Source organism: Campylobacter sp. LH-2024 (assembly GCF_048270605.1).
Taxonomy (GTDB): Bacteria; Campylobacterota; Campylobacteria; order Campylobacterales; family Campylobacteraceae; genus Campylobacter_D; species Campylobacter_D molothri.
In genome coordinates, this window is the sequence record NZ_CP168139.1 from 526,889 (window position 1) to 553,628 (window position 26,740).

A 26,740-nucleotide genomic window follows, 5' to 3' on the forward strand; every position below is an offset into this window, starting at 1 on the left:
AAAATGGCCGTAAAAGTTGCTATTAATGGTTTTGGACGCATTGGTAGATGTGTTGCTAGGATTATTTTACAAAGGAATGATATAGAGCTTGTAGCTATTAATGATACTACTGATATAGAGCTTGCAAAATATCTTTTTAAACACGATACGGTTCATGGAGAATTTAAAGGAAGTGTAGAAAGTGAAGGTGATGATTTAATTCTTAATAATAAAAAAATCAAGGTTTTCAAAAGTCGCAGTGTTAAAGATCTTGATTTTGCAAAATATGGAGCTCAAATCGTCTTAGAATGTACAGGAGCGCATTTGACTACAGAAAAATGTCAAGAATTTTTAAATATGGGTATAGAAAAAGTTATAATGAGTGCTCCTGCAAAAGATAATACCCCTACTTATGTTTTAGGTGTTAATTCTGATCTTTATCATGGAGAAAAAATTATTTCCAATGCAAGTTGTACTACGAATTGTTTAGGCCCAGTTTGCAGGGTTTTACAAGATAATTTTGGAATAAAAAAAGGATTGATGACAACTATACATGCTTATACTAATGGACAAAGTATTATCGATGCTAAAGCTAGAGATAAGCGTCGCTCACGTGCTGCAGCACAAAATATTATTCCAACTTCTACAGGTGCTGCTAAAGCCATGAAGCTTGTTATGCCAGAACTTGATGGTAAGCTTCATGGACAAAGTATGCGCGTTCCTGTTGTTGATGTATCAAGTGTTGATTTAACTGTTTTACTTGATTGTAAGGTTAAAAAAGAGGAAATTAATGATGCTTTTAGAAAGGCTTCAAACTCAAATTTAAAAGGCCTTTTAATGGTAGATGATGAAGAGCGTGTTTCAAGCGATTTTATTACTTGTTCTTATGGTGCGATTTTAGCAAGTGATTTAACTCAGGTTATAGCTGATGATTTGGTAAAAGTAATTGCTTGGTATGATAATGAATGGGGTTATTCAAGTCGTTTAGTTGATATGGCCGTTTATATTGCAAACAGGAATTAAAATGAATGATATTATTTCAATTAAAGATCTTGATTTAGATCATAAAAAAGTTTTTATAAGATGTGATTTTAATGTTCCACAAGATGATTTTTTAAATATTACAGATGATAGGCGTATTCGTTCAGCTATTCCTACTATTAGATATTGCTTAGATCATGGTTGTAGTATTATTTTAGCTTCACATTTAGGACGTCCAAAGGAAATTAGTTCTAAATATTCTTTAGATCCTATTGCTAAACGATTATCTAGACTTTTAGATAAAGAAATTATTATTGCTAAAGATGTTATTGGGGATGATGCAAAAAATAAAGCTTCTACTTTGCAAGCAGGTCAAATTTTAATGCTTGAAAATTTACGCTTTGAAAAAGGCGAAACCAAGAATGATAAAAATTTAGCCAAAGAACTCGCTTTGATGGCTCAAATTTATATCAATGATGCTTTTGGTGTTTGCCATAGAGCGCATGCAAGCGTTGAAGCTATTACTGAATTTTTTGATGAAAATCATAAAGGAGCTGGATTTTTACTTCAAAAAGAAATTGATTTTGCGATTAATTTAATTAAACGTCCGGTTCGTCCCTTTGTTGCAGTTGTAGGGGGTTCTAAAGTGAGCGGAAAATTGCAAGCTTTAACAAATTTACTTCCTAAAGTGGATAAATTAATTATTGGCGGGGGTATGGCTTTTACTTTTTTAAAAGCCTTAGGTTATGATGTAGGAAATTCGCTTTTAGAAGAAGAACTTTTAGAAGAAGCTTATAAAATTTTAACCAAAGGTAAGGATTTGGGAGTAAAAATATATTTACCTGTAGATGTTGTTACTGCTCCTTCTTGTTCTCAAGATGCTCCTATGAAGTTTTCTCCTATTCAAGAAATTCCTAATGGTTGGATGGGATTAGATATTGGACCTGCTAGTGTAAGACTATTTAAAGAAGCAATTTCAGATGCGCAAACAATTTGGTGGAATGGCCCAATGGGTGTTTTCGAGATTGATAAATTTTCAAAAGGCAGTATAAAAATGAGTCATTATATCAGCGAGGGACATGCTACTTCTGTTGTAGGTGGAGGAGATACAGCTGATGTGGTTGCACGTGCTGGAGATGCAGATGAAATGACTTTTATTTCAACAGGAGGTGGAGCTTCTCTTGAACTTATAGAGGGTAAAGAACTTCCAGGTATTAAGGTTTTAAGAGTAAAGGAGAATTAAATGATTTTTGCTGCAAATTTAAAATGCAACCATACTAGAGCAAGTTTTAAAAATTATGCCGATATTTTAAATAAAACTATGGGTGCAAAATGCGATGATATTATCGTTTTTCCGCCTAGTATTGCCTTTTTAGAATCTCAAACTAATTTTATACAAGGAGCACAAAATTTTTATCCTTGTATTAATGGAGCTTTTACAGGCGAACTTGGAAAAGAACATTTAGATGAATTTGGTATTAAATGTGTATTGATTGGACATTCTGAAAGAAGAAATTTGGGAGACGAGGCTTTTATAAAGGCTAAATTTGATTTTGCAAAAGAATATTGTTTTAAAATAGTTTTCTGCATAGGAGAAGATTTAAAAATAAAAAATTCTGGAAAAACTTTAGAATTTTTAAAATCCCAGCTTGATATAATCGATTTAAAATATGAAAATTTAATTATCGCTTATGAGCCTATTTATTCTATTGGGACTGGAGTTAGTGCAAATACTAAAGATATTGGTAGCGTTCTTAAATATTTAGTTACTTTAACCCAAGCACCTTTACTTTATGGTGGCAGTGTCAATGAAAATAATATAAAAGAAATTTTAAGTATTGAAGAATGCGGAGGAGTTTTGATAGGATCTGCTGCTTTAAAAGTTGAGAATTTTATAAAATTAATTAAAGGATAAAAGATGATAATGAAAGGTAAAAAGGGTTTGATTGTAGGAGTTGCTAATAATAAATCCATTGCTTATGGTATAGCAAAAGCTTGTCGTGAACAAGGTGCTGATTTAGCTTTTACTTTTTTAAATGATGCTTTAAAAAAACGTGTAGAGCCTATTGCTGAGGAGCTTGGTTCTCATTTTGTTTATGAGCTTGATGTAAATAATGAAGAACATTTGTCTAATATTGGAGATAAAATTAAAAAGGATTTGGGAAATATTGATTTTCTTGTACATGCAGTTGCTTATGCTCCTAAAGAAGCCTTAGAAAATGATTTTTTGCAAACCTCAAAGGAAGCTTTTGATATAGCTATGGGAACTTCTGTATATTCTTTACTTTCTCTAACTCGTGCTATTTTGCCTGTATTAAATAAAAATTCTTCTATTTTAACTTTAAGCTATCTTGGTGGGATGAAATATATACCACATTATAATGTTATGGGTGTAGCAAAGGCAGCACTTGAAAGTTCTGTGCGTTATTTAGCAAGAGATTTAGGTTCTAAAGGAATTCGTGTTAATGCTATTTCAGCAGGCCCTATAAAAACTCTAGCAGCTAGTGGAATAGGGGATTTTAGAATGATATTAAAATATAATGAAGTTAATGCTCCACTCAAACGTAATGTTAGTATAGAAGATGTTGGAAATTCAGCTATGTATTTACTTAGTGATTTATCGCGTGGAGTCAGTGGAGAAATTCATTATGTAGATGCGGGATATAATATCATGGGAATGGGTGATGTTGAAAAAGATGAAAATGGTAACACTGTTCTTTGTTGGGACAATATAAAAGGATAAAAAAATGGCAAAGCTTAGCAATGAAGAATTAAAAATCATACTTCAAAACCGTATAATTGAAATTGAAAATTCAAGTTCAAAAGATAAGAGGATTATCAATGAAGAAAGTGTAAAAAACATTGTTAAGTATTTATCCTTAGGAAATGAAATTCCATCTTTAGCTAAACAATTTTTTGAAATAGCTCCAAAAATGAAAGTAGTTTGGCTTCATCTTTGTGAATGTACCGGCTGCAGTGAGAGTTTATTACGTTCTGAATTACCGAGTTTTGATGAATTTATATTTGATTTTTTTTCTTTAGAATATCATGAAACTTTAATGGCCGCAAATGGAACAAAAGCGGAAGAGCTTTTGGAAGATGTTTTAGATAAAGGAGATTTTCTTTTAGCAGTTGAAGGTGGTGTTGCTGCAATTGACACTTTTTTCTTAACTATAGGTGCTAATGCTGAAAGCGGCCATGAAATTTTACAAAAATTGGCTAAAAAGGCTAAAGCTATTTATGCAATCGGGACTTGTTCTTCCTATGGAGGGATTCAAGCTGCGTATCCAAATCCTAGTAAAACTTGTGGAATTTCTGAAGTTTTAACTCAAAAAGTAGTTAATATACCAGGTTGTCCACCAAGTGATATAAATATTGTTTCAAATTTAGCATTTTTTGCACTTTTTGGAGTTCTTCCAGAATTGGATGAACAAAATCGTCCTGTATGGGCTTATGGTAAATGTTTGCATGATATGTGCGAAAGAAAAGCTAAATTTGAGAGTGGAATTTTTGCAGAACATTTTGATGATGAAGCAGCAAAAAAAGGAGCCTGTCTTTTTAAAATAGGCTGTAAAGGGCCCTATACTTACAATAATTGTCCAAAGGTTAAATTTAATTCTAAAACCTCTTGGCCTGTTGCTTCTGGGCATGGCTGTATTGCCTGTAGTGAAAAGAATTTTTGGGATGAATTTGGCCATTACGAAAAACCTATGGCTAATATTTTTTCTTATGCAAAATTACAAAATAAAGATTTTTCAACTCAATTTGTTTTAGAGGAACAAATTGAAATTTTATCGAACATAGATTTTGAATTTGAGAGTAATATAAAACTTATTTTGCAAAATATAGCTAAAAATAAACTAGGGGCTTTATTGGTTGAGAATTATAAAAAAAGTTTTGAAAAAAACTATGTTTTTATAGAAAAAAGTTTTGATGAAAATTCAAATATTTCGAATGATTTTTGGAAATATCTTGAAATTAATTTTATTTTAGCTAAGGGAGAATTTTTAAAAAATAAAGAAGATTTTTTAAATGCAGCGCAAAATTATACTTTTAAACATGCTAGCCCTTATGATTTTAAATTAAATTTGAACGGTGAAAAACCTAAACTTGATGTGAGTAAATCTTTTCGTATGCCTTTGATTTATCTTTGTGGTGGGCTTGATTTTGAGGGTATTGCTTTTAGTATTTTAAAAGCTTTTGAAAAGAGTGTTAAGGATATATTAGAATTTAATAATCCAAAAATTGTTAATCTATAAGAGACTTTTGTTTTTAAACAAAAGTCATTAATTTATAGTATAAAATTATTTTGATTTTCTAAATTTATAATTTGCTTTAATACATCGTTTGCTTTTTCTTCTGTAAGACTCATTTTAGCATTATTTAAAAATTTTTCTTTTAATTCTTCAAAACTTAAAGGATTATCAAAATTTCCTTTATTGATAAGAATATCTTTTTGAATAATTTTTCCATTTTTTAGAGTTGCTTTTAAATGTCCTGGAAAATATTTTGGAAAACCTGTGGATTGTTTTTTCTCATAGCTAATTTTTTGCGTAAAGTTTATAAGCTCTGTGCGTGTTAAGTTTTCATAAGATTTTAATGTAATTTTTCCATCAAAAAAACCTAAGGCTATTAAAAAAGGTAAGGAAAATTTAGCTTCATAGGCAGTCTTTGGTTGGTATTTTTTTTCAATTGGATCGCAAATAAAAGAAATAGGGACTTCATCAACAAAACAATGGATATTTTTTATTTCATCAGCTTTTAAACCATCATTTTTTAAAGAAATAGCACACTCTATAAAACCATGCGTAAAATGACAACTTGGGTAAGGCTTAATAGAAACTTGCATAATTTGCCAAATTTGACCTAAGGCTTTATCAAGTTCTGTTTTATCTGAGTTTTTTTCTATACCAAAACATTTAAAAATATTATCTCTTCCTTCGAAAATACTTAAAGGTCCACTCATATTATTTTTGGCTAAATTTGCAACTAGAATTACCATTTTTTGCAACATTTGCTAGATGTAAAACTTTGGAATTAGATCCGTTGGATAAAAATTCATTCACTCCACTTGCAAAACTTCCAGCAAGTCCTAAAGCATTGATGATTTGATTTTTATTTAAATTTAATAAAACCGCACTTGCGCTAACACTTCCAAAAATTCCAGCAATAGCACTTGTATGAAAACCACGTTGATGAAAACTTCCCTTGCTTGCAATGCCCACTCTAGCAGCTACCTCCCAGCCAACAATAAAGGCTTTTAAAATTTGTTCAGCATTTTTACAAATACTAAAACCATAGCTAAGACAAAGAGGTGTTAAAAAAGCACTAGCGTGCAAAATCGCTTCTGTGTGTGTATCATCAAAATCAAGAGCATGAGAAGCGATTGTATTAATCATAGTTGCATTAATAGCGTCTATTTTTTCTTTTTGACCCCAAACTACTGTATCTCCACTAGTTTTTAAAGCACTTAAAGCATTTAAAACACATTCTTCTTTGTGGGCAGCTAAGGCTGTTCCAAGACTATCAAGCATAAGTTCTTTAGCTCTTTGAATTACATTTTGGGGTATATCATTAAAATTTAACTTTGTGATAAAATCAGCGAATTTTTCACTATAAAACATTTGTTTTCCTATTTTAAAATAGCACTATTTTTGATTTTTGCTAAAAATTCATCCACAAGTTTTGGTGCATAACCTACATAGGTAGTTGCATCAAGTAAAGCATCAATTTCTTTTTCTTTTAATACTTTAGATACTCTTTTATCTGCGATTAAAACTTCTTTAAAAGTTTTTTGTTTTTCAATTCCTAACATAGCATTTTCATAAACAATTTCATGTGCATGTTGTTTTCCATAGTAATCACTTAATGCAAACATAACGCGTTCTGCTAAAACAAAACCATTAAGAGTATTTAAATTTTTAAGCATTTTATCTTTTTTAATTTCTAAATCACTAAGGGCGAATTTCATATTAGCTAAAACTACAGAAAGCATTAAAAACATTTCAGGTAAAAGCTTCCATTCCATTTTCCAAACTTGTCCATCTCTTTCATGTTCATGTCTTTCTATGTCACTAAGTATGGCTAAATTTGCTTTTAAAGCATTGCTTACTGTAACGGCATTTTCACTGATTGCAGGATTTCTTTTATGGGGCATAGTGCTAGATCCTACCTGTCCTTTTCCAAAAGGTTCTGCTATTTCATCAATTTCATTATGCGAAAGTATAAGAAGTTGGTGGGCAATTTTATTAAAGGTTGCATTGATATTGCCTAAAACATATCCTAATTCTATAAAGCGATCGCGTGCAGGTTGCCAAGAGATATTTGGCACATCAAGTCCTAAATTTTCTAAAGTTAGTTTTTCAACTTCATTAGCTTTATCACTTAAACTCGCTTTAGTTCCAACAGCTCCTACTATACTTCCAACATAAAGTCTTTTTTCAAGTTCTAATATTCTTTCAAAATGGCGATCAAGTTCACTAAGCCAAATAGATACTTTATGTCCAAAAGTTATTGGCAAAGCTTGTAAAGCTAAAGTTCTTCCCATCATTGCGGTATTTTTATGAGTTTTGGCAAGTTTTACTAAAGCTTTGGCAATTAATTTTAATTCTTGTTTGATAATTTGCATTGCTTCTTTAAATTGCAATACAATGCCCGTATCAATAATATCTTGAGTAGTAACGCCAAAATGAACAAATTCTCCTAAATTATCTTTACAAGCTTTTTCTAAACCTCTTACAGTAGGAACTAAAGGATGTTTTGTTTTTTTAAATTCTGCAAAAATAAATTCCATATCCATGAATTTATAATGTGCTTTTTTAGCAATTTCATCTGCTGCCTTTTTAGGAATGATATTGAGTTTTGCTTGAGCTTTTGCTAAAGCTGCTTCAACATCAAGCCATTTTTGAATACGATTTTCTTCACAAAAGATAGTGCGCATATCTTGAGTGCTCCAAGAATCTGCTAATAATTTATGATCAAATACGCTTATTCCAGTCATTTTTTCTCCTTTTATTTTTTAATTTTTTCAAAAGCTTGTTCTAGATCAGCTATGAGATCTTTGGTATCTTCTAATCCTATATGAAATCTAACAAATGGACCCCTATGACTCCAATCGCTTACAGTTCTAGGAGGGGTTGTTACTGTAGCTAAGCTTTCATAGCCACCCCAACTTGCTCCTATAGAAAAATATTTTAAGCAATCCACAAAAGTAATGGCATCATTTTGATTGTATTTATCATTAAATTCTATAGTGATCATTCCATTAGATCCTTTATGATCACGTATAAAAATTTCATGATTTGGATGAGATTTGAGCTTTGGGTAAAAAATAGTTTTAATCTCTTTTCTTGTTTTTAAAAATTCAACTATTTCATCGGCACTTTTTTCATGAGCTTTCATTCTTATATCTAGAGTTCTCATGCCTCTAAGTACTAAATACACATCATCAGGACTTGTAGTAAATCCAAAATCCTCTGGGAGTTCATTGAAATTTTGCCATTCTTTTTGATTACAAATTACTATACCCATGGTAACATCTGAATGTCCACTAAGATATTTTGTTGCAGCAATAACTGAAATATCAACTCCAAGCTTTAAAGGATTTAAAAAATATCCACTTGAATAAGTATTATCAATAGCAACTGGGATATTATGAGAATGTGCGATTTTGCAAAGTTTTGGCAAATCAATGATTTCATAAAGTATAGATCCTGGACTTTCGCATAAAATCAGCTTAGTATTGGTTTTGATTTTTTCTTCTACATCACTTGCATCAGCTTTTAGAAAATCAACTTCAATGCCCATTTTTTTTAAAAATTTATCACAAATAGTTCTTACTGGCCCATAAATAGCATCTGTAATTAGAAAATGTGCGTTTTTACTTGCATAATTTAAAAGTACCATAGCTAAGGCTGCAAGTCCAGTAGGAAAAAGTTGGGCTCTATATCCTCCTTCTAATTCACATATAAGTTTTTCAAGCTCAAAATTAGTAGCAGTGCCTCTTGCTCCATAACTTAAAACTCTCTCGCTTTTTCTTAATTCTTTATATTTTTGCCAAGTTGCATGATCTTTAAAAAGTATGGTTGAAGCACGCATTAGAGTTGGATTTACCGATCTTACTTCAGCATTTTGATCACCTCTTCCTTGATGGATTAATTTAGTTTTTGGTTTCATTTTTTCTCCTTTTTAAAGATAAATATAAGTCATTATAATATTAGTAATACTTGCTACTAGCATAGGAATAACTGTTCTTTTTACTATTGCAAATGGGCTAACTTTTGTCATAGCAGATATGGCTAAAATTGCAGGAGCAATAGGGCTAACACATCTTCCAAAACCTGTCATGATTTGAATAGGTGTTATTATAGAAATAGTTTCAACTCCAAAATGCTTTGCTATATTTGGAATAAGTGGGGCAAAACTAAAAAATGCAGCATTTCCAGATCCCATTAAAAAAGCACAAAAAGCAAGGAGTATAGAAATAGCTATAATTATAGTTAATACCCCAACACCTGCATTTTTTAAAATTTCTACTAAAGTATCTACAAAACCTACTGATAAAAGCCCACTAGCAAATACTTGACCACAAACGATAAGTGAAACTGTAATTACAAATAAATGTCCCATGCCTTTAAAGAAAATCATTATTGAATTTAAAGTTTCAACAATATTTTTATAGCGTATCATTTCAAAAATAATAGCTATAAAAGTTGAAATTATCATAGCAACAGGAACATTGATTTTAATGCTTGATTTATAATCAATTTGCAATAAAGCTAAAATGCTATCAAGTACAGAACTAAAACCTAAGATTAAAATTAAGGGTATAATGGGCAAAAGAGCGTATATTGTAGGTGGTTTTTTTATTTCTTGTTCTTTATTTTTATTAAGCTCTTCTTCAACTTTGTTAGGATCAAATACAAAATGTTCTTTTTTATCAAAAAAATAATTGCAAAAATAAATAGAAATAGCTACAGTTATAATAATGGGTAGGGTTATGGGAAGTTGATAATGAACAAAATAAAATGCAGGATCAATCTTAGCTACATTTGAAGCCATGATAACATTACCACTTCCAGGACCATGATCGATATATTGACAAATTGCAATTACACTTAAAGCCGAAAATTTAGACACTCCGGTTCGAATTAGTATAGGATACATGGTTGTCATTAATAAAAGTGCTAAACCAGCATGAGAAGGTATAAAAAGAACTAAAAATTGAGAAATAAAATATGCAAATATAAGCAAAATATAGGGTGATTTTACCATTTTTAAAGGCTTTTCAAAAACTTTAAAAAGAGCATAAGAAGCCCCAACATGATCCATATAGGCAGAAAAACCTGCTATACACATCAAAGTTAGTCCAAGACCTGATAAAGTTTTTGATAAAGTTTGGTTAAAAACTTCAAAAATATCAAAAAAACCTAAATTTAAAGATCCTTTGCTTAATATTGAATATTTTGGATTGTAAAAATTTAAATTTTTAAGATGATCGTAAATTTGAGGATAATTTGATTTAATTGGTTCTGGAAAAGTATAAATTAAGAATGTGGCAAGTAAAGATGCACTAAGTAATAAAAATCCACTTAAAAGCAATGCCATATGGGCATTGACTTTTTTATAAAGCATAAAAATAAGTAAAAAAAAGCTTAAAAATGAGAGGCCAAGACCAAGCATTTTTATCCTTTTAAGGCAATAACTTCTATCTCCACCTTTGCTCCTTTTGGTAAATCTTTAACTGCAAATGCACTTCTTGCAGGATAAGGAGCTTGGAAAAATTCAGAATAAATTTCATTAAAAGCAGCAAAATCTGAAATATTTGCTAAAAAACAAGTTGTTTTTAATACTTTATCGTAAGAGATTCCATTTTCTTTTAAAATAGCTCCAATATTTTTTAGCGATTGTTTAGTTTGTTCTTTTATATCTTCACTTTCTATTTCTCCTGAATCAGGATTAATAGGAAGTTGTCCAGAAATAAATAACAATCCATTAGCTTCTCTATAAGCTGAATAAGGTCCAATAGCTTTTGGATAATTTGACATTTTTTCTCCTTTATTTTTGATGTTTTTATGTTCAATAGAATAATATCATCTTAATTATATTTTTGTCAATATTTTTTTATTATAATAATAAAAAAATATTATTAATTTAAGAAAAATTTTACAAATTTAAAGTTAGAATTCAAATCTTTTTAAAATTTTTAAAAAGTTTTCTTAATTTTAAGGAAAAACTATGGATGAAAAACAAAAAGAACAATTTATCAAATTAACAAAATTTTTAGGGCAAGTTTTAGGCAAACAATATGAAGTTGTTTTTCATGTTATAGATAAAAAAGGCACTTATATTGCCGCTATTGAAAATAATCATATTAGTGGCAGAACTTTAGAATCTCCTTTAAATGCTTTTATAAGTGAACTTATACAAAAAAAAGTTTATTTAAAAAAAGATTTTTTGTATGATTATAAAGCTTTGGTTGAAAAAAATAAATTTGTAAGAGGTTCGACTTTTTTTATAAAAAATTCTGATGAACTTGTGGGAATTTTATGCATAAATCATGATGCAAGTGTTATAAGAGATGCAATTTGTAAAATTATAGATATAGAAAAATTAGACGATATGGGTGAATTTCTAAGCCAAGATGAAAGTAGTAATTTAGAAATTAATGATTTAGCTAATGTAGAGACACTAAGTCGATCTATAGAAGAAATTTTAGCTCAAAATATTGATATGAGTTATTTAAATTCAAATTATCAACTCAGCATTACTCAAAAAGAAGAGATCGCAAAAACCCTTTATGAAAAGGGTATTTTTAATATTAAAGGTGCTGTAGCCATTGTTGCAAAATTTTTAAAAATTTCAGAACCTAGTGTTTATAGATATCTGAAAAAATTTAAAAAATAATCATTTTCTTTTTATAAAATTCAATATAGCAAAAGAAATTTTCTTTAAAAAACTTTTCTTAGAATTTTTTAATAAAAAAGCTGAAATTTCTTTACGTCCAAACATTAAAGCAAAGGTATAAGGGGTCATACCTAAACCATTATTTTCATCAATATTTGCACCATACTCAACTAAAAGTTTACACATAGGTAAATATCCTTTGAAACAAACTCCAGCAAGCGGGGTTTGACCACGATCATTTTTTTCATCAACTTTTGCACCTTTTTCCAAAAGCATTTTTGCACTTTCATAGGAGTTATTATAAGCTGCTAACATAAGTAAAGTATCACCTTTATGGGTTTTTAAATTGACATTTAATCCTGCTTCTATCATAATTTTAAGATTTTTATAATCATTATTTCTAGCGAAATTAAAAGCCATATTACATAGTTGTTCAAATCTTTTTTCTTCTTCTAAACTAAGAGTTATCATTCTTTTTCCTTTTAATTAATAATCTTTATTTTACCGCCTTAGGCGGTAAGTAAAAATTATTTTTTTAAAGCTTTTTTAACTCCATTGGCATATTCAGGTGAAATTTTTTCAAAATGTTTTAAAGCCCTATCTATAATTTTTTCATTAACATTTTCCATTGAGCTAGCAATATTTTCAAAAAGTTGTTCTTTTTGATTTTCATTCATAAGATTAAATAAAGCTCTTGGTTGAGTGTAAAAATCCTGATCAAGAGGAGCATGTCTTTGCGCTAAACCATCTAAAAATAAATCAGGTTCAAGATAGCTTTTATCTTCTTTTGGGCTATCATCATAGCTATTTGGTTCATAGTAAGCTTCTTTATTTTTATAATTATCACTATTCATTGCTCCAGCTACATTATAAGTATTTATTTCATTTCTTGGACGATTAACAGGTAGAAGATGATAATTGGTACCTATTCTGTATCTTTGTGCATCAGGATAGCTAAATATTCTAGCTTGAAGCATTTTATCAGGGCTAAAACCAATCCCAGGAACTATATTGCTAGGGCTAAAAGCAGCTTGTTCAACTTCATTAAAATAATTTTGCGGATTTTTATTTAAAATCAACTCTCCAACATCTATCAAAGGAACAATACTATGTGGCCAAATTTTTGTTAAATCAAAAGGATTAAATCCAAGCTTGTCTGTATCATTTTCAGCTAAAATTTGAATTTGAACTTTCCATTTTGGAAAATCACCTTTTTCAATAGCATTATAAAGATCTCTTTGGTGACTTTCTCTATCTTTAGCGATTAGCTCTTCAGCTTCTTTATTGCTAAGATTTTTAATACCTTGTAAGGTTTTAAAATGAAATTTGACCCAAAATCTTTCATTTTTATTATTGATAAAACTATAAGTATGGCTTCCAAAACCATGCATATGACGATAAGTCGCAGGAATTCCTCTATCGCTCATAAGTATAGTAACTTGATGCAAACTTTCAGGGCATAAAGTCCAAAAATCCCAAGCTGCATTATTGCTTCTTAGATTACTACGAGGATCTCTTTTTTGAGTATGAATAAAATCAGGAAATTTGTATGCATCACGGATAAAAAAAGTTGGAGTATTATTACCAACCAAATCCCAATTACCTTCTTTGGTGTAAAATTTAACAGCAAATCCACGAACATCACGCTCAGCATCAGCAGCACCTAATTCACCTGCAACTGTTGAAAAACGTAAGAAAAGTGGAGTAATTTCACCTTTTTGAAAAACTTTAGCTTTGGTATATGCAGATAAATCAGCAGTGATTTTCATTTCTCCATAAGCTGCGCTACCTTTGGCATGTACTGTGCGTTCTGGAATTCTTTCTCTATTTTGATGAGCAAGTTTTTCAAGCAATAAATAATCTTGCAAAAGTAAAGGTCCCTTTGCACCAGCACTTAAAGAATTCTGATTATCAGCAATAATATTTCCAAAATCATTTGTCATTCTTTTCATTTTTAATTCTCCTAAATAATAATTTTTATTAATTAATAAATTGTATTCAAATAAAAATTAAAAATAACTTAATTAATTAATAATTTTTTGAAATAAATTTATTTTGATAATAAAATTCAAAATAAATTTAGTTAAGTAATATTATAATAATAATTATCAAAATAAAATAAGGAGAGCATATGTCGGTTTTAGTTATTGGTGCAGATGAAATTACTCCTATAAAAACTGTTTTATATGATCTAGGTGCTAAAAAAATTGAACATTGGAATGCACGTAATGAAAATAGGGTCAATCGTAAGCCAATTCCTTGTGATATAAAATGTATAGTTATGCTGACAAGTTTTTTAAACCATAATACAATGAAAAAAATTAAAAATGAAGCCAAAAAAAGAAAAATTCCATTAGTTTGTGCTAAAAGAAGTGTTAATTGTGTATATTGTGAGTATTGTAAAATTTTTAATTTAAATAGGGAAATTTACTGTTCTAAAGGATTTTAAATGTTGTTTGGTTTTGAAAAAAATAGAGAAATAATTCCCGAAATTTATCGTTCTTTAGATCAACAAGAACTTGTAATGAATTTTTTGATTCAATATAATTCTTGTGTAAAAGACGAGATGAAAATTCCTCTTATTTATGGGAAACAAGCTAAAAATATCCGAGAAGTTTTTAATAATTTTATAAAAGATATTTTTAAAGTAAAATTTGGAAAAATTAAAACTGTTTTTAGATGTAATGGATTTCAGGCAAGAAGATTAATTTTTAAAACAAAAAAAATAAAAAAATATGACTTAGATCAAATTTTTAACATTTATCATAATGGAATATATTTTAATACACAAAGCTTATTTAGCGATTATGTGTATGATAAGATTTCTAGACAAAATTCAGATAAAATGATTGATCAACAAAGAGATTTTATTATAATAGATAAAAAAATTGCTATTTGGGCACTTTGTAAAAAAATTGATATTTATAATTTAGAAATTGAAGATGAGGTTCAAAAAATATCAACTTTTATCAAAAAAAATAAATTTGAAAAACTATATATTGTTTGTCCTCGTAATAAAAATTTTAAACATTTTGTTGAAATAAAACATTTTTTGTGTGATTTAAATAAAACTATGTTAAAATTAGTTCCGTATAAAATATCAAATCAACTTATAAGGAGAAATAAATGTCAGTAGCAGTAATTTACGGAAGTGCTATGGGTAACACTGAAGGTGCAGCAAATATGATTGCTTCAAAATTAGGAATTAGTGATGTATTAAATATTGCAGATATTGATGCAGCTAAAATTAATTCTTATGATAAGTTAATTTGTGGAACTTCAACTTGGGGAAGTGGAGATTTGCAAGATGATTGGGATGGTTTTGACTTTTCAGGACTTAGTCTTAGCGGAAAAACAGTAGCTGTTTTTGGTATGGGCGATAGTGAAAGTTATTCAGACACTTTTTGTGGTGGTATGGGAAAATTAGCTGAAAATTTAAAAAATGCGGGTGCTAATTTAGTTGGAGAAGTTTCAACTGATGGTTATACTTTTGAGGCAAGTGATGCTGTTGTGAATGATAAATTTGTGGGTCTTGCTTTAGATAATGACAATCAAGAAGAACAAACAGAATCAAGAATTGATGCTTGGTTAGAGCAAATTAAACCTTATTTTGCATAATAATATTAAATATCGACTTATGGTCGATATTTATAAATTACTCATACTTTTTATCATAATTTTTGCTTTGCATTCTGCACAACAATAAAGTGTTTTAATTTTGTTTTGATCTTCTTTAAATTTAGGTTTCATAAATTCTGCAATTTTTTGTATAGCTTTTTTAGTAGCAAATTCTTTACCACATTCTATACACGCAAAAAGTTCATCTTTTGCCATTGTTTGATATTTAAAAAATCCAGGATTAAATTCTATTCCGCTTCTTGTTAATTTTAGTGTATTTTTTTCAGCACAACTTACTTCGCAATATCCACAAGTAGTGCAAAGTGAAGCATTAAATTTTAAAGCATTTTCTTGATGATCAGCAATTAAAGCTCCTACATTGCAAGCCCCAACACAAGAAAGACAAAGAGTGCAAGTTTGAGTATTGATTTCTATTTTGCCATATCTTATCCAATTTCCGCTTTTTAAAGAGCCAAAATCATCATTTTGTATAAGTTTTTGCATTCTTATGGAAAAGTTTTCTCTTGTTGTAAGGGTATTGTTATGAAATTCAAAATATAAATTTTCTATAAATTCTTGTTGTTTTAATTGAGTAATGAATTCTTCATTGTTATTAGCAACAAAAATAGCTTTTTTATTAAATTTTCTCTCAAAAAAAGTATTTAAAAGTTCTATGGTTTCATGATTTCCTTCAGACAATGTTTTAGTAAAAAAGATTATATTAGCTCCACTGCTTTGCAAAAGAGATAAAAAATGCATAGGGGTAAGCCATCCATCTTTTATAATTAGTGGTAAGGTATTTTTTGGAAGTGCTAAATTTAAATTTTCTAGAGAAATTTTTTCAGAAATAAGTACAATTTTATTTTTTTTAAAAAAATTACAAATTTTAAAAAAGCTATTTCTAGGTAAATTAGCACTATCAAGCGATCCACTAGGGCAAATACTAATACAAGAACCACACTCTAAACAATCTATTTGAGAAAAAACTAGGTTTTTATTTTCATCATCTTTTAAAATAGCTGTTGTAGGACAAATTTCAACACATTTAGCACAATGTTCACTACGTCTTGAATGATATTGACATATATTTAAATCATAAGAAAAATAATTTTTATATGTATAATTTGGAACAATACTATTTAAAAATTCAAGTAAGGTTTCTTTATCTTTAAAATTTTGCATATCATAACAGCCACTTTGTCTTAAAAAATCTTTCCTTGAGTATTTGTGATTGAAAATTAAAATATCAAAATCAATTTCTACTTCATCAGATATTATTGCACATAACTCTCCTATGGTTCCAAAGACACCTTTGATTTCTTGATTTTTTAATGTAATAACTTTAAAATTATTTTTTTTTAGAAAATCAGCAAGTTCTTCTTCTAAATCAACGAGAATAATGCGTTTTTGAATTTGTTTATTTTCTTCAAAATCAAGTCCCAAATCATAAATATGATTTCTAATTTGATAGAGTTTTAAAATATTTTTAGCTTTTTCCAAGGCATCATCTTGAGAATTTCTAAGGTAAAAATTAATTTCTGGAGCATAGATGATAGATTTTTGTTTTTTATCATTAGAGATTAAAACTTCTACATCTTTGGTTGTTTCCCAAATTTCAATTTGATCAGGTAAAGGGACTAAATTTTTGTTTTTTATAAAAACAAATTCTTTCATTAAGTTTTTCCTCTAAAAAATATTTTTTTAAATTTTATGTTAAAATAACCAAATATTTTCTTAAGGTTTAAGATGGACAAAATTAAAAAATTTCCACAAATTGGAGCTTTAATTGAGGATGAATTTTTAAAAGAATATCCGTTTTATTTAAAAGCTTATTTTTGCAAAAATATCGTGGCTAATTTTAAAGCCATGGGTAATAATAATTGTGAAAAAAGCATTCTTTTAGAAAAAATCAAATTAGAAATTCAAAATTATCTACGTAAAGATTTACAAAGTGTAATTAATGCCACAGGTGTGATTATCCATACCAATTTAGGAAGAAGTGTAATTGATGAAAGCATTTTTAATCAATGTAAAGATCAAATTTGCAATTATACAAATCTTGAATTTGATTTAGAAAACGGTAAAAGAGGGAGTCGCTATGCTTTAGTGCTTGAAAAGCTTAAAATGCTTTTTGAGTGTGAAGATGCTTTAGTGGTAAATAATAATGCTGCTGCAGTTTTTTTGATTTTAAATACCCTTTGTTTTAATAAAGAAATTATTAGCTCTAGGGGCGAATTGGTTGAAATAGGTGGGAGTTTTCGTGTGCCTGAAGTGATTAAGGCCGCAGGAGTTAAGCTTAAAGAAGTTGGAACAAGTAATAAAACACATTTAAAAGATTATGAAGAAGCTATCGATGAAAATACAAAATTGCTTTTAAAAACACATAAATCAAATTTTGCTCTTATAGGTTTTCAAAGCGATGTAAGTATTATAGAGCTTAATAAATTAGCTAAAGAAAAAGGAATTTTAACCTATTATGATTTAGGTTCTGGATGGTGTGAAAATTTAAATAAAGAATTGGCAAAAAATGAACCTATGATTAAAAAAGTGCTTAAAAATTGCGATATTTTAAGCTTTAGTGGTGATAAGCTCTTTGGTTCTGTTCAGGCTGGAATTATATTGGGAAAAAAAGATCTAATTGAAAAGATTAAAAAAAATCAACTTTTAAGAATGTTAAGAGTAGATAAAATCACTTTAGCATTGATCAATCAAACGCTTAAGGCTTATCTTGAAAAAGATTATAGCAAAATCACAACTTTAAGACTTTTAAATGATGATATTAAACATATAGAACAAAAAGCTTTATGGGTGCAACAAAGGATTAAATTTAAAAGTGATATTAAAAAAAGCAAAAGTCTAGTTGGGGGTGGATCAATGCCTGATAAAACTTTGGAAAGTAGAGTTTTGTCTTTTGAGGGTAAAGCTTTAATATTGCAAAAAAAATTTAGAGAAAAAAATATTATAGGTCGCGTTGAAAATGATAATTTTGTTTTAGATTTTAGAACGATTAGGCAAAGTGATTTAGATATTTTGATCAAACTAATTAATTCTATGGAAAATTTATGAATTCTTTGCTTATTGGAACTGCTGGACATATTGATCATGGAAAAACTTCTTTGATTAAAGCTTTAAATGGCTTTGATGGAGATAATTTAAAAGAGGAAAAAGAAAGACAAATTACAATTAATTTAAGTTTTTCAAATTTAAAATTAAAGGATAAACATTTATCTTTCATCGACGTTCCAGGACATAAAGATTTAGTTAAAACTATGATTGGTGGAGCATTTGGTTTTAGTGCTTGCTTATTTGTTATAGATATTAACGAAGGCTTAAAAGAGCAGAGTATAGAGCATTTAGAAGTGCTTGAAATTCTAGAAATTAAAGAGATTATCATTGTATTTAGCAAGTGTGATTTATGTCAAAACTATAAAGAGCGTGGACAAGAAATTTTAAAAAATTTAAATTTTAACCCATCGAGTGTTTTTTATACATCTATAAAAGAACAAGTTAGTATTAATATTTTAAAAGATTATCTTTTAAATTTAAAAGATAAAAATGCAAATGATGATTTGATTTTTCGTTATTATATAGATAGAGTTTTTACGCTAAAAGGTATAGGAACTGTTGTAACTGGCAGTTTAAATGAGGGAAAAATTAGCGTCAATGAAAAAATTATTTGTTTAGATAATCAAAAAGAACTTTTGGTAAAAAATATACAAAATCATGATGAAAATTGTGAAGAAATTAGAGCTTTTAATCGTGTGGCATTGAGTTTAAATTGCGATCATAGAGATTTAAAAAAAGGTTTTATCTTAAGTAAAAAAGGTGTTTTTAAAGGATTTTTAGAATGTGATGTTTTAATTAAGGCTAAAAGAGGATTAAAAAATGAAAAAATGCTTTTTTGCGTAGGGAGTAAAAGTGTAGAATGCAAACTTGTAATTTTAAAAGAATTAGATAATGACGAATTTTTTGCTCATCTTGTTTTTAAAACTCAGCTTTTTTTATGTTTTGATGAAAAATTTATTTTACTTCAAAATAATCGCATTGTAGGAGGCGGTAGAGTTTTAAATCCTGTGAGTGAGCCTTTAAAGAAAGAAATGAAAAATAAATTATTATTTTTGCTTAAAAATAGAGACTTTAAAGCTGTTTTTGGGTTCTTAAAAGATATTCATAAAATGGGTTTTGGCTTACTTTCTAGCTATCAAAGATTTAAATTATCTCATAAAGAAGCTTTGGATTTAGCAAAAAAAATAAATGGAGTTTTTGTAGATGAAAAAAATCTTAATGTCTACAATCTTTTAGCTTTGGATGAATTTAAAAAAATGATTGTTTTTATATTGGATAAAAATCCTTATGCTATGTTTTCTCCGACTTCATTATCTTTAAGAATTTCTTGGGCAAGTATGGAATTTTGTGAATTTGGGCTTAAGAATATGCAAAATTTGCTTGATTTTAAAAATGGAATATATTTTAAAAAAGGTACTGATTTTGAAAAACTCAAGCAAAGAAATAATAATGAACTCTATGAAATATTGAAAAAACAAGGTATTATGCCGCAAGCTCCTTATAATCTTTATGAAGATTTGGATCTTGATCGAAAGAGTGGTGATGAAATTTTAAAAAAACTTACCCAAGAAAAGTTAGTTGTCAGACTTTCTCATAATCTTTTTGTAGAAAAAAAATCTTTAGATCGATTAATGCAAGAATGTTTGAAAATTTTAGAAACTAGAATTCTTGATGTGCAAAAAATGAAAGAAATTTTTCATTTATCGAGAAAATATGCAATAGCTTATTTGGAATATTTAGATAAAGATGAAAGAGTGCAAAAAAAAGACGAAAAAAGATTTTTAAAAACAAGTATTTAGAAAATCATTATACAATAAACCCATATTTTATTTTTTAAGGAAGATAAATGAAAAAATTAAGCTTAATTTTAGCTTGTTCAGCATCTTTGTTTGCTGCGAGCAATAGCGAAATCAGTGATTTTTATTCAAAAAGTATTAAAATGCAATTTCCAAATGCTACTGTAACTGTAAAGGATCGTCAAAAAGTTGGAGATACTGGGTTTGAAAGTGTAATTGTTAGCGTAAGTGTTGATGGTCAAACTCAAGATCAAATTCTTTTTACAAAGGATAATATTATAGTTCCTGATATTATTGATTTAAAGACAAGAACTTCTTATGCTCAAGAATATGAAATGAAGAAATTTCAAGAAGCTAGAGAGCATTTTGCTAAAAATGCTAAACCTGTAGCACAAAAGGAAAAAATGGTAATTGCCATGGGAGATAAAAATAAACCTGCAATGTATGTATTCTCTGATCCAGAATGCCCTTTTTGTAGAGAACAATTAGAGCAAATTAAAGATGAGCTTAAAAATTATCAAATCAATTATATTTTAACCCCAGTACATGGAAAATCGGCTTTTGAAAAATCAGCATTAATTTATAAAGAAAGCAAAAAAGCTAAAAGCGATGATGAAAAAATAGCAATTTTAAAAAAGTATTACGATCCAAATATTAAAAGTTATCCAAAAGTTAGCGATGCTGAATTAAAACAGATATTCTCTCTTTATGAAAAATATCGTGCTTTAGGACTTAGTGCTACTCCAACTATTATAAAATGAAAATTTTTATTTTTATATTTTTAGCACTCTTTATGAGTGCTTGTGCTAATTCTACTTTTGTTGAAAGTTCTATACGGACAAATAATGAAGGAATATTTCTTCAAGCGCATCTAAATGAAACTTTTGAAATTCTTTTTCAAAATCCAAGTAAAATTAAAAGTGAGTTGGAAATTAAATTAGCTAATAGATTGCGAAATTTAGGACTTAAACAAAGCAATCAAAATCCAACATATAAAATTTATCTCAATCTTGTTGATATGAAAAAACATTCTTATGCACAAAGGATAAACACTTCAGCTAGATTTTTTTATGATTTTGATCCTTTAGAAAGCCAAGGAGAATGGCTTGTTGAGAATTATTATAGTATGCAATTAAATATAGAAGTTATTAAAAATGGCAAAGCTCAAAAAACAAGTTTGATTGCCAGAACAGCTTATTTAGCAAATAAAGAGCGTTGCCAAGTTTCGTTAGAGGATAAAATTCTTAACCAAATTACAAGCTTTTTCTATTTTAAATTTTAGCTTTTAAGTTTTCTTCGTTTGTAATTTTGATATCAAATTTAATAATTAAATTTTTAGAATTTTTATAAATATCCACCACTCCTATATTTTTTCCAAATTCTTTTAAATCTAAAGATGTGCTTAAAGGTAGATAAATATTTTTAAATTCAGATGGATTTTTTAAGAAAAAGAGACTAATCAACCAAAAAATAGCTAAAACAATTAAAATCATTGTTAAAAGATTTAATTGATTAAGATGCAAAAATATCCCACCAATAGTTCCACCTATAAAACTTCCCGCATAACCAAAAGCATTAAAAAGACCTAATGCTGCGCCTTTTTCATGAACTTTGCAAAATTTTGATGCACAGCTTTGCATTATAGGTTCATGCAAATTAAATCCAATAAAAAATATTATAATAGCAATAATAAAAAGATTGATAGAATTAGCAAGATTAAAAAGAATATAAGAACAAATAAAAAATACCACACCAAGTAGTAAAATTTGTTTAGCTAAGCCTTTTTTTTCTCCTAAACTTCCAGCAAAACCCATAGCAATAAATCCTGCAATCATAGAGGGTGTATAAACAGTCCAAAGTTTATTTTCATGAAAACCTAAATGTTTAACCAAAATAATAGGTATGCTTAAAAATGCTATACTCATAAGCATCTTTTGCATACAATTTGTAATATTCATTAGAGCTAAATTTTTTTGTCTAATCAGATGTAAAAAAGGTGTTTTTTGATTATGGTGAGTGATTTTATTTTCTTTTGGAACAACGCTATAGAGCAAAACAATACATAAAGCTGATAAGGCTGCACTCAAATAAAAAAGACTAGATAGTCCCCATTTTGCACTCATTAAAGGAGAGATAACCATAGAACTAGCAAAGCTAAGACCAATAAAAGAACCCATAATAGCCATAGCTTTACCACGATTTTCTTCTGTAATAAAATCACTAATCATAGCTGTGGCGACGCCTCCAATAGCTCCAGCACCTTGAAGCATTCTTCCTAATAGCATCATGTAAATATCATGAGAAAATGCGCAAATTAAAGAACCAAAGATAAAGATTAAGAGTCCTATAAGCATTGTTTTTTTACGACCTATTTTATCGCTTAAAATTCCAAAAGGCATTTGTAAAATCATTTGAGTAAGAGAATAAATTCCTACTAAAAATCCTACTAAAAATTCATTTGCGTGTTCTAATTTTAAAGTATAAAGACTTAAGACAGGTAAAACAATGAAAAGTCCGAAAAATCTAGTTCCAATTATAAATGATAAAGCTAAAACATTATTTAACATTGTTACCTTCCTAAAATTTTTAAATTGAGATAATTTTACTATGATTTAGATTAACTTATTTTTAATTTTAAGGGATAATTTTCTTGTAAGCTTTTAAAAATTATGCTAGACTTTTTTAAAGTTTTCATGGCTAAAAAAAGAAAGGATAAGGTATGAAAATTCTTTTGGCAACAAATAACGCACACAAAGTTTTAGAATTTAAGGATATGATAAAAAATTATCCCTTATACTCTTTTGGTGATGTTCTTGAGCCTTTTGAAATAGAAGAAAATGGTAAAAGCTTTAAAGAAAATGCTTTAATAAAAGCTAGAGCTGTTTTTAATGCTTTAAATCAAAAACAGAAAAAAGATTTTATTGTATTGAGCGATGATAGTGGAATTTGCGTTGACGCTTTAGATGGAAAGCCTGGAATTTATTCCGCTCGTTTTAGTATTCAAAGCGATGATAAAAGTAATAGAGAAAAATTACTTTCTCAAATGAAAAATTTAAATATTTCTGAAAGTAAAGCTCACTATAAAGCTGCTATTGCTTTGGTGGGTTTTAATGGGGAGTATGTAACTCAAGCAAGTATGCATGGAAAAGTTATCAATAAGGAAAAAGGGGATAAGGGTTTTGGTTACGATAGTCTTTTTATTCCAAAGGGTTTTGAGCAAACTTTAGCTGAACTTGAACCTAATCAAAAGAATAAAATCTCACATAGATTTAAAGCTATGGAACTTGCTTTAATTATTTTGGAAATGATTAAAAAGGAAAAAGAAAGATGAAGAAATTTATAAAATATATAATTGCTGTTATTTTAATTTATGCTATTTATGTTGGTTTTCAATTTTGGCTTTCTTAGAATAAATACTAATCAAAAAGCTAGGGAGTAAAAATAAACTCCCGCTTAAGAGTAAAATCATAACAAAGATTGTTAAAACTCCAAAATAGATTGTAGGGACAAAATTACTACTCATCATAACACTAAATCCTAATACAATACTTATGGTTGTATAATAAAGTGCTGAGCCTATACTAAGATGAGAATTTATTATAGCTTTTTCAATACTTTTAGTCTTAATTTCTTCCTTAAAACGGTAGATATAATGAATAGCATCATCAACGCCAATGCCTATAGCAATAGCAGCTATTGTAATACTCATCATATCAAGAGGAATTTTACATAATCCCATTAATGCAAAAACAACACTTAAAGGAATAACATTAACAAGTATAGCTATAATAGAAAATTTTAAATCACGAAAAACAAAGATAAAAAGAATAAAAATAGCCAATATAACAAAAACAAGTGTATCAAATTGCGAAGAAAAAAGGCTTTGAAGCATATTATTGTAAAGTACCATAATACCTGTAATTTGAATTTGTACATTATCATTTTTTAAAAGTTTGTGTAAATTTTCATTAAGTTTCGTTAAAAATTCATTACGTCTTAAATTTGGATCAGAATCAACAATACGCATTGTAAATCTTAATTCATTATTTTTTATATTAACAAAAGGAGAAATGAGATCTTGTTTAAAATTTTGCGGTAAATTCTCATTTAAAAATGCCAATGCAAAATCATCTAAATCTTCACCATGATTGATATTTTTTCCCAAAATTAAAAGACTATTTAAACTAAGAACCGAACCTACAAATTTTTGATGTTCTAAAAATTCATGAACTTTTTTAGCAATACGTGTTTTTTGGGAGTTAAACCAATAGGTATCTTTTTTTTCTAAATTTTCAAATTCATCTTCAAAACTATCTAAAGTATTATTTGAATCAATATTTTTTTGATTATCTTTAAAGCGTATAATTACATCTAAAGGCAAGGTTCCACCTAAATTTTTATCAATAACAAGCAATCCTTTTTTAATCTCGCTACCATCTCTAAAATAGTTTACAAAAGAATTTTCAACTCTTAGTTTAGAAATTCCAAATAAAGATATTAAAATTGCTATACAAGAAATTCCATAAATAATATAACGTTTTTTTGGATCCAAACTTATTTTTGCACAAAATTCTAAAAGATTAAATTTAAATTCTTTTTTATAATATTGTTTTGGCTTGAGCAAAACTAAAACACTTGCTAAAAATAAATAACTAAAAATTAAAGCTAAACCTATACCTATACTCATCATAATACCTAATTTTATAATAGGTTCTATGTTTGAAAGTATAAGAGAGCAAAAGCCTATCATGGTTGTAACTATAGCATAAAGACTGGGTTTTGCTTTAGCTAATAAGGTTTGAAGCACAAGGCGTTGAATTTTCGCTTTAGGATGGGCTTGAGAGATTTCTATAAAATGAGTGATTAAGTGAATTACAACACTTAGCGTTATGATTAAAACTAGGGCAACGTAATTAGAAGAAATAACAGTAATTTGAAAATTTAAAAGAGCAAATATTCCACTTGCCGCACTCAAACTGATAAAACATATAAAAAGGGGTAAAAAAACAAAACGCCAAGTTCTAAAAAAATAGTATAATGCAATTGCCAATAAAAAAACTAAAGAAACTCCATAAATTAAAAGATCGGATTTTATATAGGTGATCATATCATCAGCTATCATGCTGACACCACCAAGATAAAGTTTATCTTGGTTAGTTTCGTATTTTTTTATGATATTTTTTATAAAATCTAAGTTTTGTTTATTGAGAATTTTTTGCTGATCTTGATGCTTTTTAATCGCCAAACGAATAGCATTTTTTTCTTTTTCGTTTTTAGCCAAATCTCTTTTTTCTATAAGTTTATTGTAAATATAATCTGTTTTTAGATAAATAATAATTCCTGTGATTTTTCCATCTTTTGAGATAATATTATTTTTATAAAAAGGATTATTTAAAATTTCACTTTTTGCTTTTGTTTGATTAATATCTTTACTTTGTATATTGGGTATATTTTTTAAAAGTTCTTTAAAGTCTGTATTTTCAGAGCTTTGCAATAAAGGTGCATTGATGATGCTAAAAACGCGATTAACCAAAGGTGCTTTTTCTAGTTCATAATGAATTTTTTCTAATTTAGATAGATTTGTTTTTGAAAAAAGATTTCCATCTTGAGGTTTAAAGGCAAGAATTAAAAAATTATCATTTTTATAATGTTTTGAAATTTCTCTAAAGGTTTTTAAATCAATATCGTCTTCAAGCAATAAACTCTCAGCGCTTGCATCAACGCTTATTTTAAAGGCGAAAAAACTAAGAAATAAACAAATAAAAAGAGTTCCCAAAAAAGTAGTTTTTGGGTAAGAAATAATTAGTTTTAAAAATTTTGAAAACATTTATTTTATAGTGATGTTTTTAAGTTTTTGTAATAAAGCTTGAAATCCTTCACTCGATAAAATATCTCCAAATTGAGAACGATAGGTTTGAATAATACTAACTCCTAATACATCAACATCATAAATCAACCAATTATTATTGTTGTTGTAAAATTTGAAAATAATATTTTTTTCTTCTCCATTGTCAATAATAGAAGTTATAAGAAAATATCTTTTTTCATTTTTAAGCTCCCCATTTTTTACTTTTAGAATCTGATCTTTATAAAGACTTAGCTTATCAGTAAAACTTTTTTTAAGACTTTGTTCAAAAGCTTTTGAAAATTCTTCTTGCTCTTGTTTGTTAAGCTTATCATAATTTTTTGAAAGACTAAGTTTTGCCATGAGTTTATAATCAATAATATCATCGAAAAGTTTAAAAATTTCATTTGCTACTAAATTTTTATCTTTTTGAGTTTTTAAAAAATTTAAACTTTTGTCAATATTATTTTGCATAGTATTTGGGATATCGTTTAAATTTAGAGCCCAAATATTTCCTAAAAAAAAGAATAATAAAATAATTTTTTTCATT

General features: G+C 28.1%; 24 protein-coding genes and 1 pseudogene. 14 read left to right on the plus strand and 11 right to left on the minus strand.

What is annotated here, in order from left to right; translation table 11 throughout:
• Window positions 1–3: 3 nt before the first annotated feature.
• From gap to ACD570_RS02825, 5 genes are read left to right on the plus strand one after another with little or no spacing between them, the layout of a single operon-like run.
• The gene (gene gap / locus ACD570_RS02805; protein ID WP_417904369.1) at window positions 4–1,002 is read left to right on the plus strand and encodes a type I glyceraldehyde-3-phosphate dehydrogenase; all 999 of its coding nucleotides are present in this window, start codon (window positions 4–6) and stop codon (window positions 1,000–1,002) included.
• 1 nt (window position 1,003) lies between these two features.
• A complete protein-coding gene (locus ACD570_RS02810; RefSeq protein WP_239820037.1) occupies window positions 1,004–2,203 on the plus strand; it encodes a phosphoglycerate kinase in 1,200 nt (399 codons plus the stop codon).
• On the plus strand, window positions 2,204–2,875 hold the full coding sequence (locus ACD570_RS02815) for a triose-phosphate isomerase (protein ID WP_417904370.1): 672 nt from the start codon (window positions 2,204–2,206) through the stop codon (window positions 2,873–2,875). It begins immediately after the preceding gene.
• A gap of 3 nt (window positions 2,876–2,878) precedes the next feature.
• Window positions 2,879–3,703, plus strand: a complete 825-nt coding sequence (gene fabI / locus ACD570_RS02820) for an enoyl-ACP reductase FabI (RefSeq protein ID WP_337205026.1) — start codon at window positions 2,879–2,881, stop codon at window positions 3,701–3,703.
• Between the two features lie 4 nt (window positions 3,704–3,707).
• A complete protein-coding gene (locus ACD570_RS02825) occupies window positions 3,708–5,219 on the plus strand; it encodes a hydrogenase small subunit (protein ID WP_337207635.1) in 1,512 nt (503 codons plus the stop codon).
• 32 nt (window positions 5,220–5,251) lie between these two features.
• On the opposite strand, the pseudogene ACD570_RS02830 reads toward ACD570_RS02825, so the two are convergent.
• From ACD570_RS02830 to ACD570_RS02850, 5 genes and pseudogenes are all read right to left on the minus strand, one after another.
• Window positions 5,252–6,584: pseudogene (locus ACD570_RS02830) on the minus strand (MmgE/PrpD family protein).
• 8 nt (window positions 6,585–6,592) lie between these two features.
• Window positions 6,593–7,960, minus strand: coding sequence for an adenylosuccinate lyase (purB, locus tag ACD570_RS02835; RefSeq protein ID WP_337207338.1), 1,368 nt, complete (start codon window positions 7,958–7,960; stop codon window positions 6,593–6,595).
• 11 nt (window positions 7,961–7,971) lie between these two features.
• On the minus strand, window positions 7,972–9,135 hold the full coding sequence (gene metC, locus ACD570_RS02840) for a cystathionine beta-lyase (protein ID WP_200280750.1): 1,164 nt from the start codon (window positions 9,133–9,135) through the stop codon (window positions 7,972–7,974).
• A gap of 12 nt (window positions 9,136–9,147) precedes the next feature.
• The gene (gene dcuC, locus ACD570_RS02845) at window positions 9,148–10,641 is read right to left on the minus strand and encodes a C4-dicarboxylate transporter DcuC (protein WP_337207638.1); all 1,494 of its coding nucleotides are present in this window, start codon (window positions 10,639–10,641) and stop codon (window positions 9,148–9,150) included.
• 2 nt (window positions 10,642–10,643) lie between these two features.
• The gene (locus ACD570_RS02850) at window positions 10,644–11,006 is read right to left on the minus strand and encodes a RidA family protein (RefSeq protein WP_239820029.1); all 363 of its coding nucleotides are present in this window, start codon (window positions 11,004–11,006) and stop codon (window positions 10,644–10,646) included.
• Between the two features lie 190 nt (window positions 11,007–11,196).
• On the opposite strand from ACD570_RS02850, the gene ACD570_RS02855 reads away from it, so the two are divergent.
• The gene (locus ACD570_RS02855; RefSeq protein WP_337207639.1) at window positions 11,197–11,865 is read left to right on the plus strand and encodes a helix-turn-helix transcriptional regulator; all 669 of its coding nucleotides are present in this window, start codon (window positions 11,197–11,199) and stop codon (window positions 11,863–11,865) included.
• Here the strand turns inward: ACD570_RS02855 and ACD570_RS02860 are convergent, their stop codons facing one another.
• Together ACD570_RS02860 and ACD570_RS02865 are read right to left on the minus strand one after the other, a co-directional pair.
• The gene (locus ACD570_RS02860; RefSeq protein WP_200280723.1) at window positions 11,866–12,336 is read right to left on the minus strand and encodes a Cj1386 family hemin-binding protein; all 471 of its coding nucleotides are present in this window, start codon (window positions 12,334–12,336) and stop codon (window positions 11,866–11,868) included.
• A gap of 56 nt (window positions 12,337–12,392) precedes the next feature.
• Window positions 12,393–13,817 (minus strand): catalase, encoded by a 1,425-nt coding sequence (locus ACD570_RS02865; RefSeq protein WP_239820027.1) that lies wholly within the window; start codon window positions 13,815–13,817, stop codon window positions 12,393–12,395.
• Between the two features lie 179 nt (window positions 13,818–13,996).
• Between ACD570_RS02865 and ACD570_RS02870 the strand changes: the two genes are divergently transcribed.
• The 3 genes from ACD570_RS02870 to fldA are packed head-to-tail and all read left to right on the plus strand — an operon-like array spanning window position 13,997 to window position 15,483.
• Entirely contained in the window at window positions 13,997–14,314 is a 318-nt protein-coding gene (locus ACD570_RS02870; protein ID WP_337207641.1) for a DUF2325 domain-containing protein, read from the plus strand.
• Window positions 14,315–15,001, plus strand: coding sequence for a hypothetical protein (locus tag ACD570_RS02875; RefSeq protein WP_337204513.1), 687 nt, complete (start codon window positions 14,315–14,317; stop codon window positions 14,999–15,001). It abuts the gene before it with no gap.
• Complete coding sequence (gene fldA, locus ACD570_RS02880; protein ID WP_200280711.1) at window positions 14,992–15,483, plus strand: flavodoxin FldA; 492 nt, start codon at window positions 14,992–14,994, stop codon at window positions 15,481–15,483. Before ACD570_RS02875 ends, fldA begins: the two co-directional genes overlap by 10 nt.
• Before the next feature lie 30 nt (window positions 15,484–15,513).
• Here fldA and ACD570_RS02885 read toward each other — a convergent pair whose 3' ends face one another.
• Window positions 15,514–17,157, minus strand: coding sequence for a 4Fe-4S dicluster domain-containing protein (locus ACD570_RS02885; RefSeq protein WP_337207642.1), 1,644 nt, complete (start codon window positions 17,155–17,157; stop codon window positions 15,514–15,516).
• Between the two features lie 72 nt (window positions 17,158–17,229).
• On the opposite strand from ACD570_RS02885, the gene selA reads away from it, so the two are divergent.
• From selA to ACD570_RS02905, 4 genes are read left to right on the plus strand one after another with little or no spacing between them, the layout of a single operon-like run.
• Entirely contained in the window at window positions 17,230–18,549 is a 1,320-nt protein-coding gene (gene selA / locus ACD570_RS02890; protein WP_337198765.1) for an L-seryl-tRNA(Sec) selenium transferase, read from the plus strand.
• A complete protein-coding gene (gene selB / locus ACD570_RS02895; RefSeq protein ID WP_337207643.1) occupies window positions 18,546–20,348 on the plus strand; it encodes a selenocysteine-specific translation elongation factor in 1,803 nt (600 codons plus the stop codon). The genes selA and selB overlap by 4 nt, the downstream gene beginning before the upstream one ends.
• A 47-nt stretch (window positions 20,349–20,395) precedes the next feature.
• Window positions 20,396–21,106 (plus strand): thioredoxin fold domain-containing protein, encoded by a 711-nt coding sequence (locus ACD570_RS02900; protein ID WP_239820021.1) that lies wholly within the window; start codon window positions 20,396–20,398, stop codon window positions 21,104–21,106.
• Window positions 21,107–21,138: 32 nt separating this feature from the next.
• A complete protein-coding gene (locus ACD570_RS02905; protein WP_200280866.1) occupies window positions 21,139–21,627 on the plus strand; it encodes a hypothetical protein in 489 nt (162 codons plus the stop codon).
• Here ACD570_RS02905 and ACD570_RS02910 read toward each other — a convergent pair.
• Entirely contained in the window at window positions 21,617–22,912 is a 1,296-nt protein-coding gene (locus ACD570_RS02910; protein ID WP_337207644.1) for an MFS transporter, read from the minus strand. The genes ACD570_RS02905 and ACD570_RS02910 overlap by 11 nt on opposite strands.
• A 152-nt stretch (window positions 22,913–23,064) precedes the next feature.
• Here ACD570_RS02910 and rdgB point away from each other — a divergent pair, with 152 nt between their 5' ends.
• Complete coding sequence (gene rdgB, locus ACD570_RS02915; RefSeq protein ID WP_337196962.1) at window positions 23,065–23,676, plus strand: RdgB/HAM1 family non-canonical purine NTP pyrophosphatase; 612 nt, start codon at window positions 23,065–23,067, stop codon at window positions 23,674–23,676.
• Window positions 23,677–23,718: 42 nt separating this feature from the next.
• On the opposite strand, the gene ACD570_RS02920 is transcribed toward rdgB, so the two are convergent.
• Window positions 23,719–26,172, minus strand: a complete 2,454-nt coding sequence (locus ACD570_RS02920; RefSeq protein ID WP_417904371.1) for an efflux RND transporter permease subunit — start codon at window positions 26,170–26,172, stop codon at window positions 23,719–23,721.
• Window positions 26,173–26,739, minus strand: a complete 567-nt coding sequence (locus ACD570_RS02925; protein ID WP_239820017.1) for an MlaC/ttg2D family ABC transporter substrate-binding protein — start codon at window positions 26,737–26,739, stop codon at window positions 26,173–26,175. It lies immediately after the preceding gene.
• Window position 26,740: the final 1 nt, after the last annotated feature.

Excerpts from the sequence above, each read along its gene's own strand:
- ACD570_RS02865 (WP_239820027.1), bottom strand. The coding sequence starts at position 13,817 with ATGAAAAGAATGACAAATGATTTTGGAAATATTATTGCTGATAATCAG.
- ACD570_RS02860 (WP_200280723.1), bottom strand. The coding sequence starts at position 12,336 with ATGATAACTCTTAGTTTAGAAGAAGAAAAAAGATTTGAACAACTATGT.
- ACD570_RS02815 (WP_417904370.1), top strand. The coding sequence starts at position 2,204 with ATGATTTTTGCTGCAAATTTAAAATGCAACCATACTAGAGCAAGTTTT.
- selA (WP_337198765.1), top strand. The coding sequence starts at position 17,230 with ATGGACAAAATTAAAAAATTTCCACAAATTGGAGCTTTAATTGAGGAT.
- ACD570_RS02905 (WP_200280866.1), top strand. The coding sequence starts at position 21,139 with ATGAGTGCTTGTGCTAATTCTACTTTTGTTGAAAGTTCTATACGGACA.
- ACD570_RS02925 (WP_239820017.1), bottom strand. The coding sequence starts at position 26,739 with ATGAAAAAAATTATTTTATTATTCTTTTTTTTAGGAAATATTTGGGCT.
- rdgB (WP_337196962.1), top strand. The coding sequence starts at position 23,065 with ATGAAAATTCTTTTGGCAACAAATAACGCACACAAAGTTTTAGAATTT.
- dcuC (WP_337207638.1), bottom strand. The coding sequence starts at position 10,641 with ATGCTTGGTCTTGGCCTCTCATTTTTAAGCTTTTTTTTACTTATTTTT.
- purB (WP_337207338.1), bottom strand. The coding sequence starts at position 7,960 with ATGACTGGAATAAGCGTATTTGATCATAAATTATTAGCAGATTCTTGG.
- fldA (WP_200280711.1), top strand. The coding sequence starts at position 14,992 with ATGTCAGTAGCAGTAATTTACGGAAGTGCTATGGGTAACACTGAAGGT.
- ACD570_RS02875 (WP_337204513.1), top strand. The coding sequence starts at position 14,315 with ATGTTGTTTGGTTTTGAAAAAAATAGAGAAATAATTCCCGAAATTTAT.
- metC (WP_200280750.1), bottom strand. The coding sequence starts at position 9,135 with ATGAAACCAAAAACTAAATTAATCCATCAAGGAAGAGGTGATCAAAAT.
- ACD570_RS02855 (WP_337207639.1), top strand. The coding sequence starts at position 11,197 with ATGGATGAAAAACAAAAAGAACAATTTATCAAATTAACAAAATTTTTA.
- ACD570_RS02870 (WP_337207641.1), top strand. The coding sequence starts at position 13,997 with ATGTCGGTTTTAGTTATTGGTGCAGATGAAATTACTCCTATAAAAACT.
- ACD570_RS02850 (WP_239820029.1), bottom strand. The coding sequence starts at position 11,006 with ATGTCAAATTATCCAAAAGCTATTGGACCTTATTCAGCTTATAGAGAA.
- ACD570_RS02825 (WP_337207635.1), top strand. The coding sequence starts at position 3,708 with ATGGCAAAGCTTAGCAATGAAGAATTAAAAATCATACTTCAAAACCGT.
- ACD570_RS02910 (WP_337207644.1), bottom strand. The coding sequence starts at position 22,912 with ATGTTAAATAATGTTTTAGCTTTATCATTTATAATTGGAACTAGATTT.
- ACD570_RS02900 (WP_239820021.1), top strand. The coding sequence starts at position 20,396 with ATGAAAAAATTAAGCTTAATTTTAGCTTGTTCAGCATCTTTGTTTGCT.
- ACD570_RS02810 (WP_239820037.1), top strand. The coding sequence starts at position 1,004 with ATGAATGATATTATTTCAATTAAAGATCTTGATTTAGATCATAAAAAA.
- ACD570_RS02920 (WP_417904371.1), bottom strand. The coding sequence starts at position 26,172 with ATGTTTTCAAAATTTTTAAAACTAATTATTTCTTACCCAAAAACTACT.
- selB (WP_337207643.1), top strand. The coding sequence starts at position 18,546 with ATGAATTCTTTGCTTATTGGAACTGCTGGACATATTGATCATGGAAAA.
- fabI (WP_337205026.1), top strand. The coding sequence starts at position 2,879 with ATGATAATGAAAGGTAAAAAGGGTTTGATTGTAGGAGTTGCTAATAAT.
- ACD570_RS02885 (WP_337207642.1), bottom strand. The coding sequence starts at position 17,157 with ATGAAAGAATTTGTTTTTATAAAAAACAAAAATTTAGTCCCTTTACCT.
- gap (WP_417904369.1), top strand. The coding sequence starts at position 4 with ATGGCCGTAAAAGTTGCTATTAATGGTTTTGGACGCATTGGTAGATGT.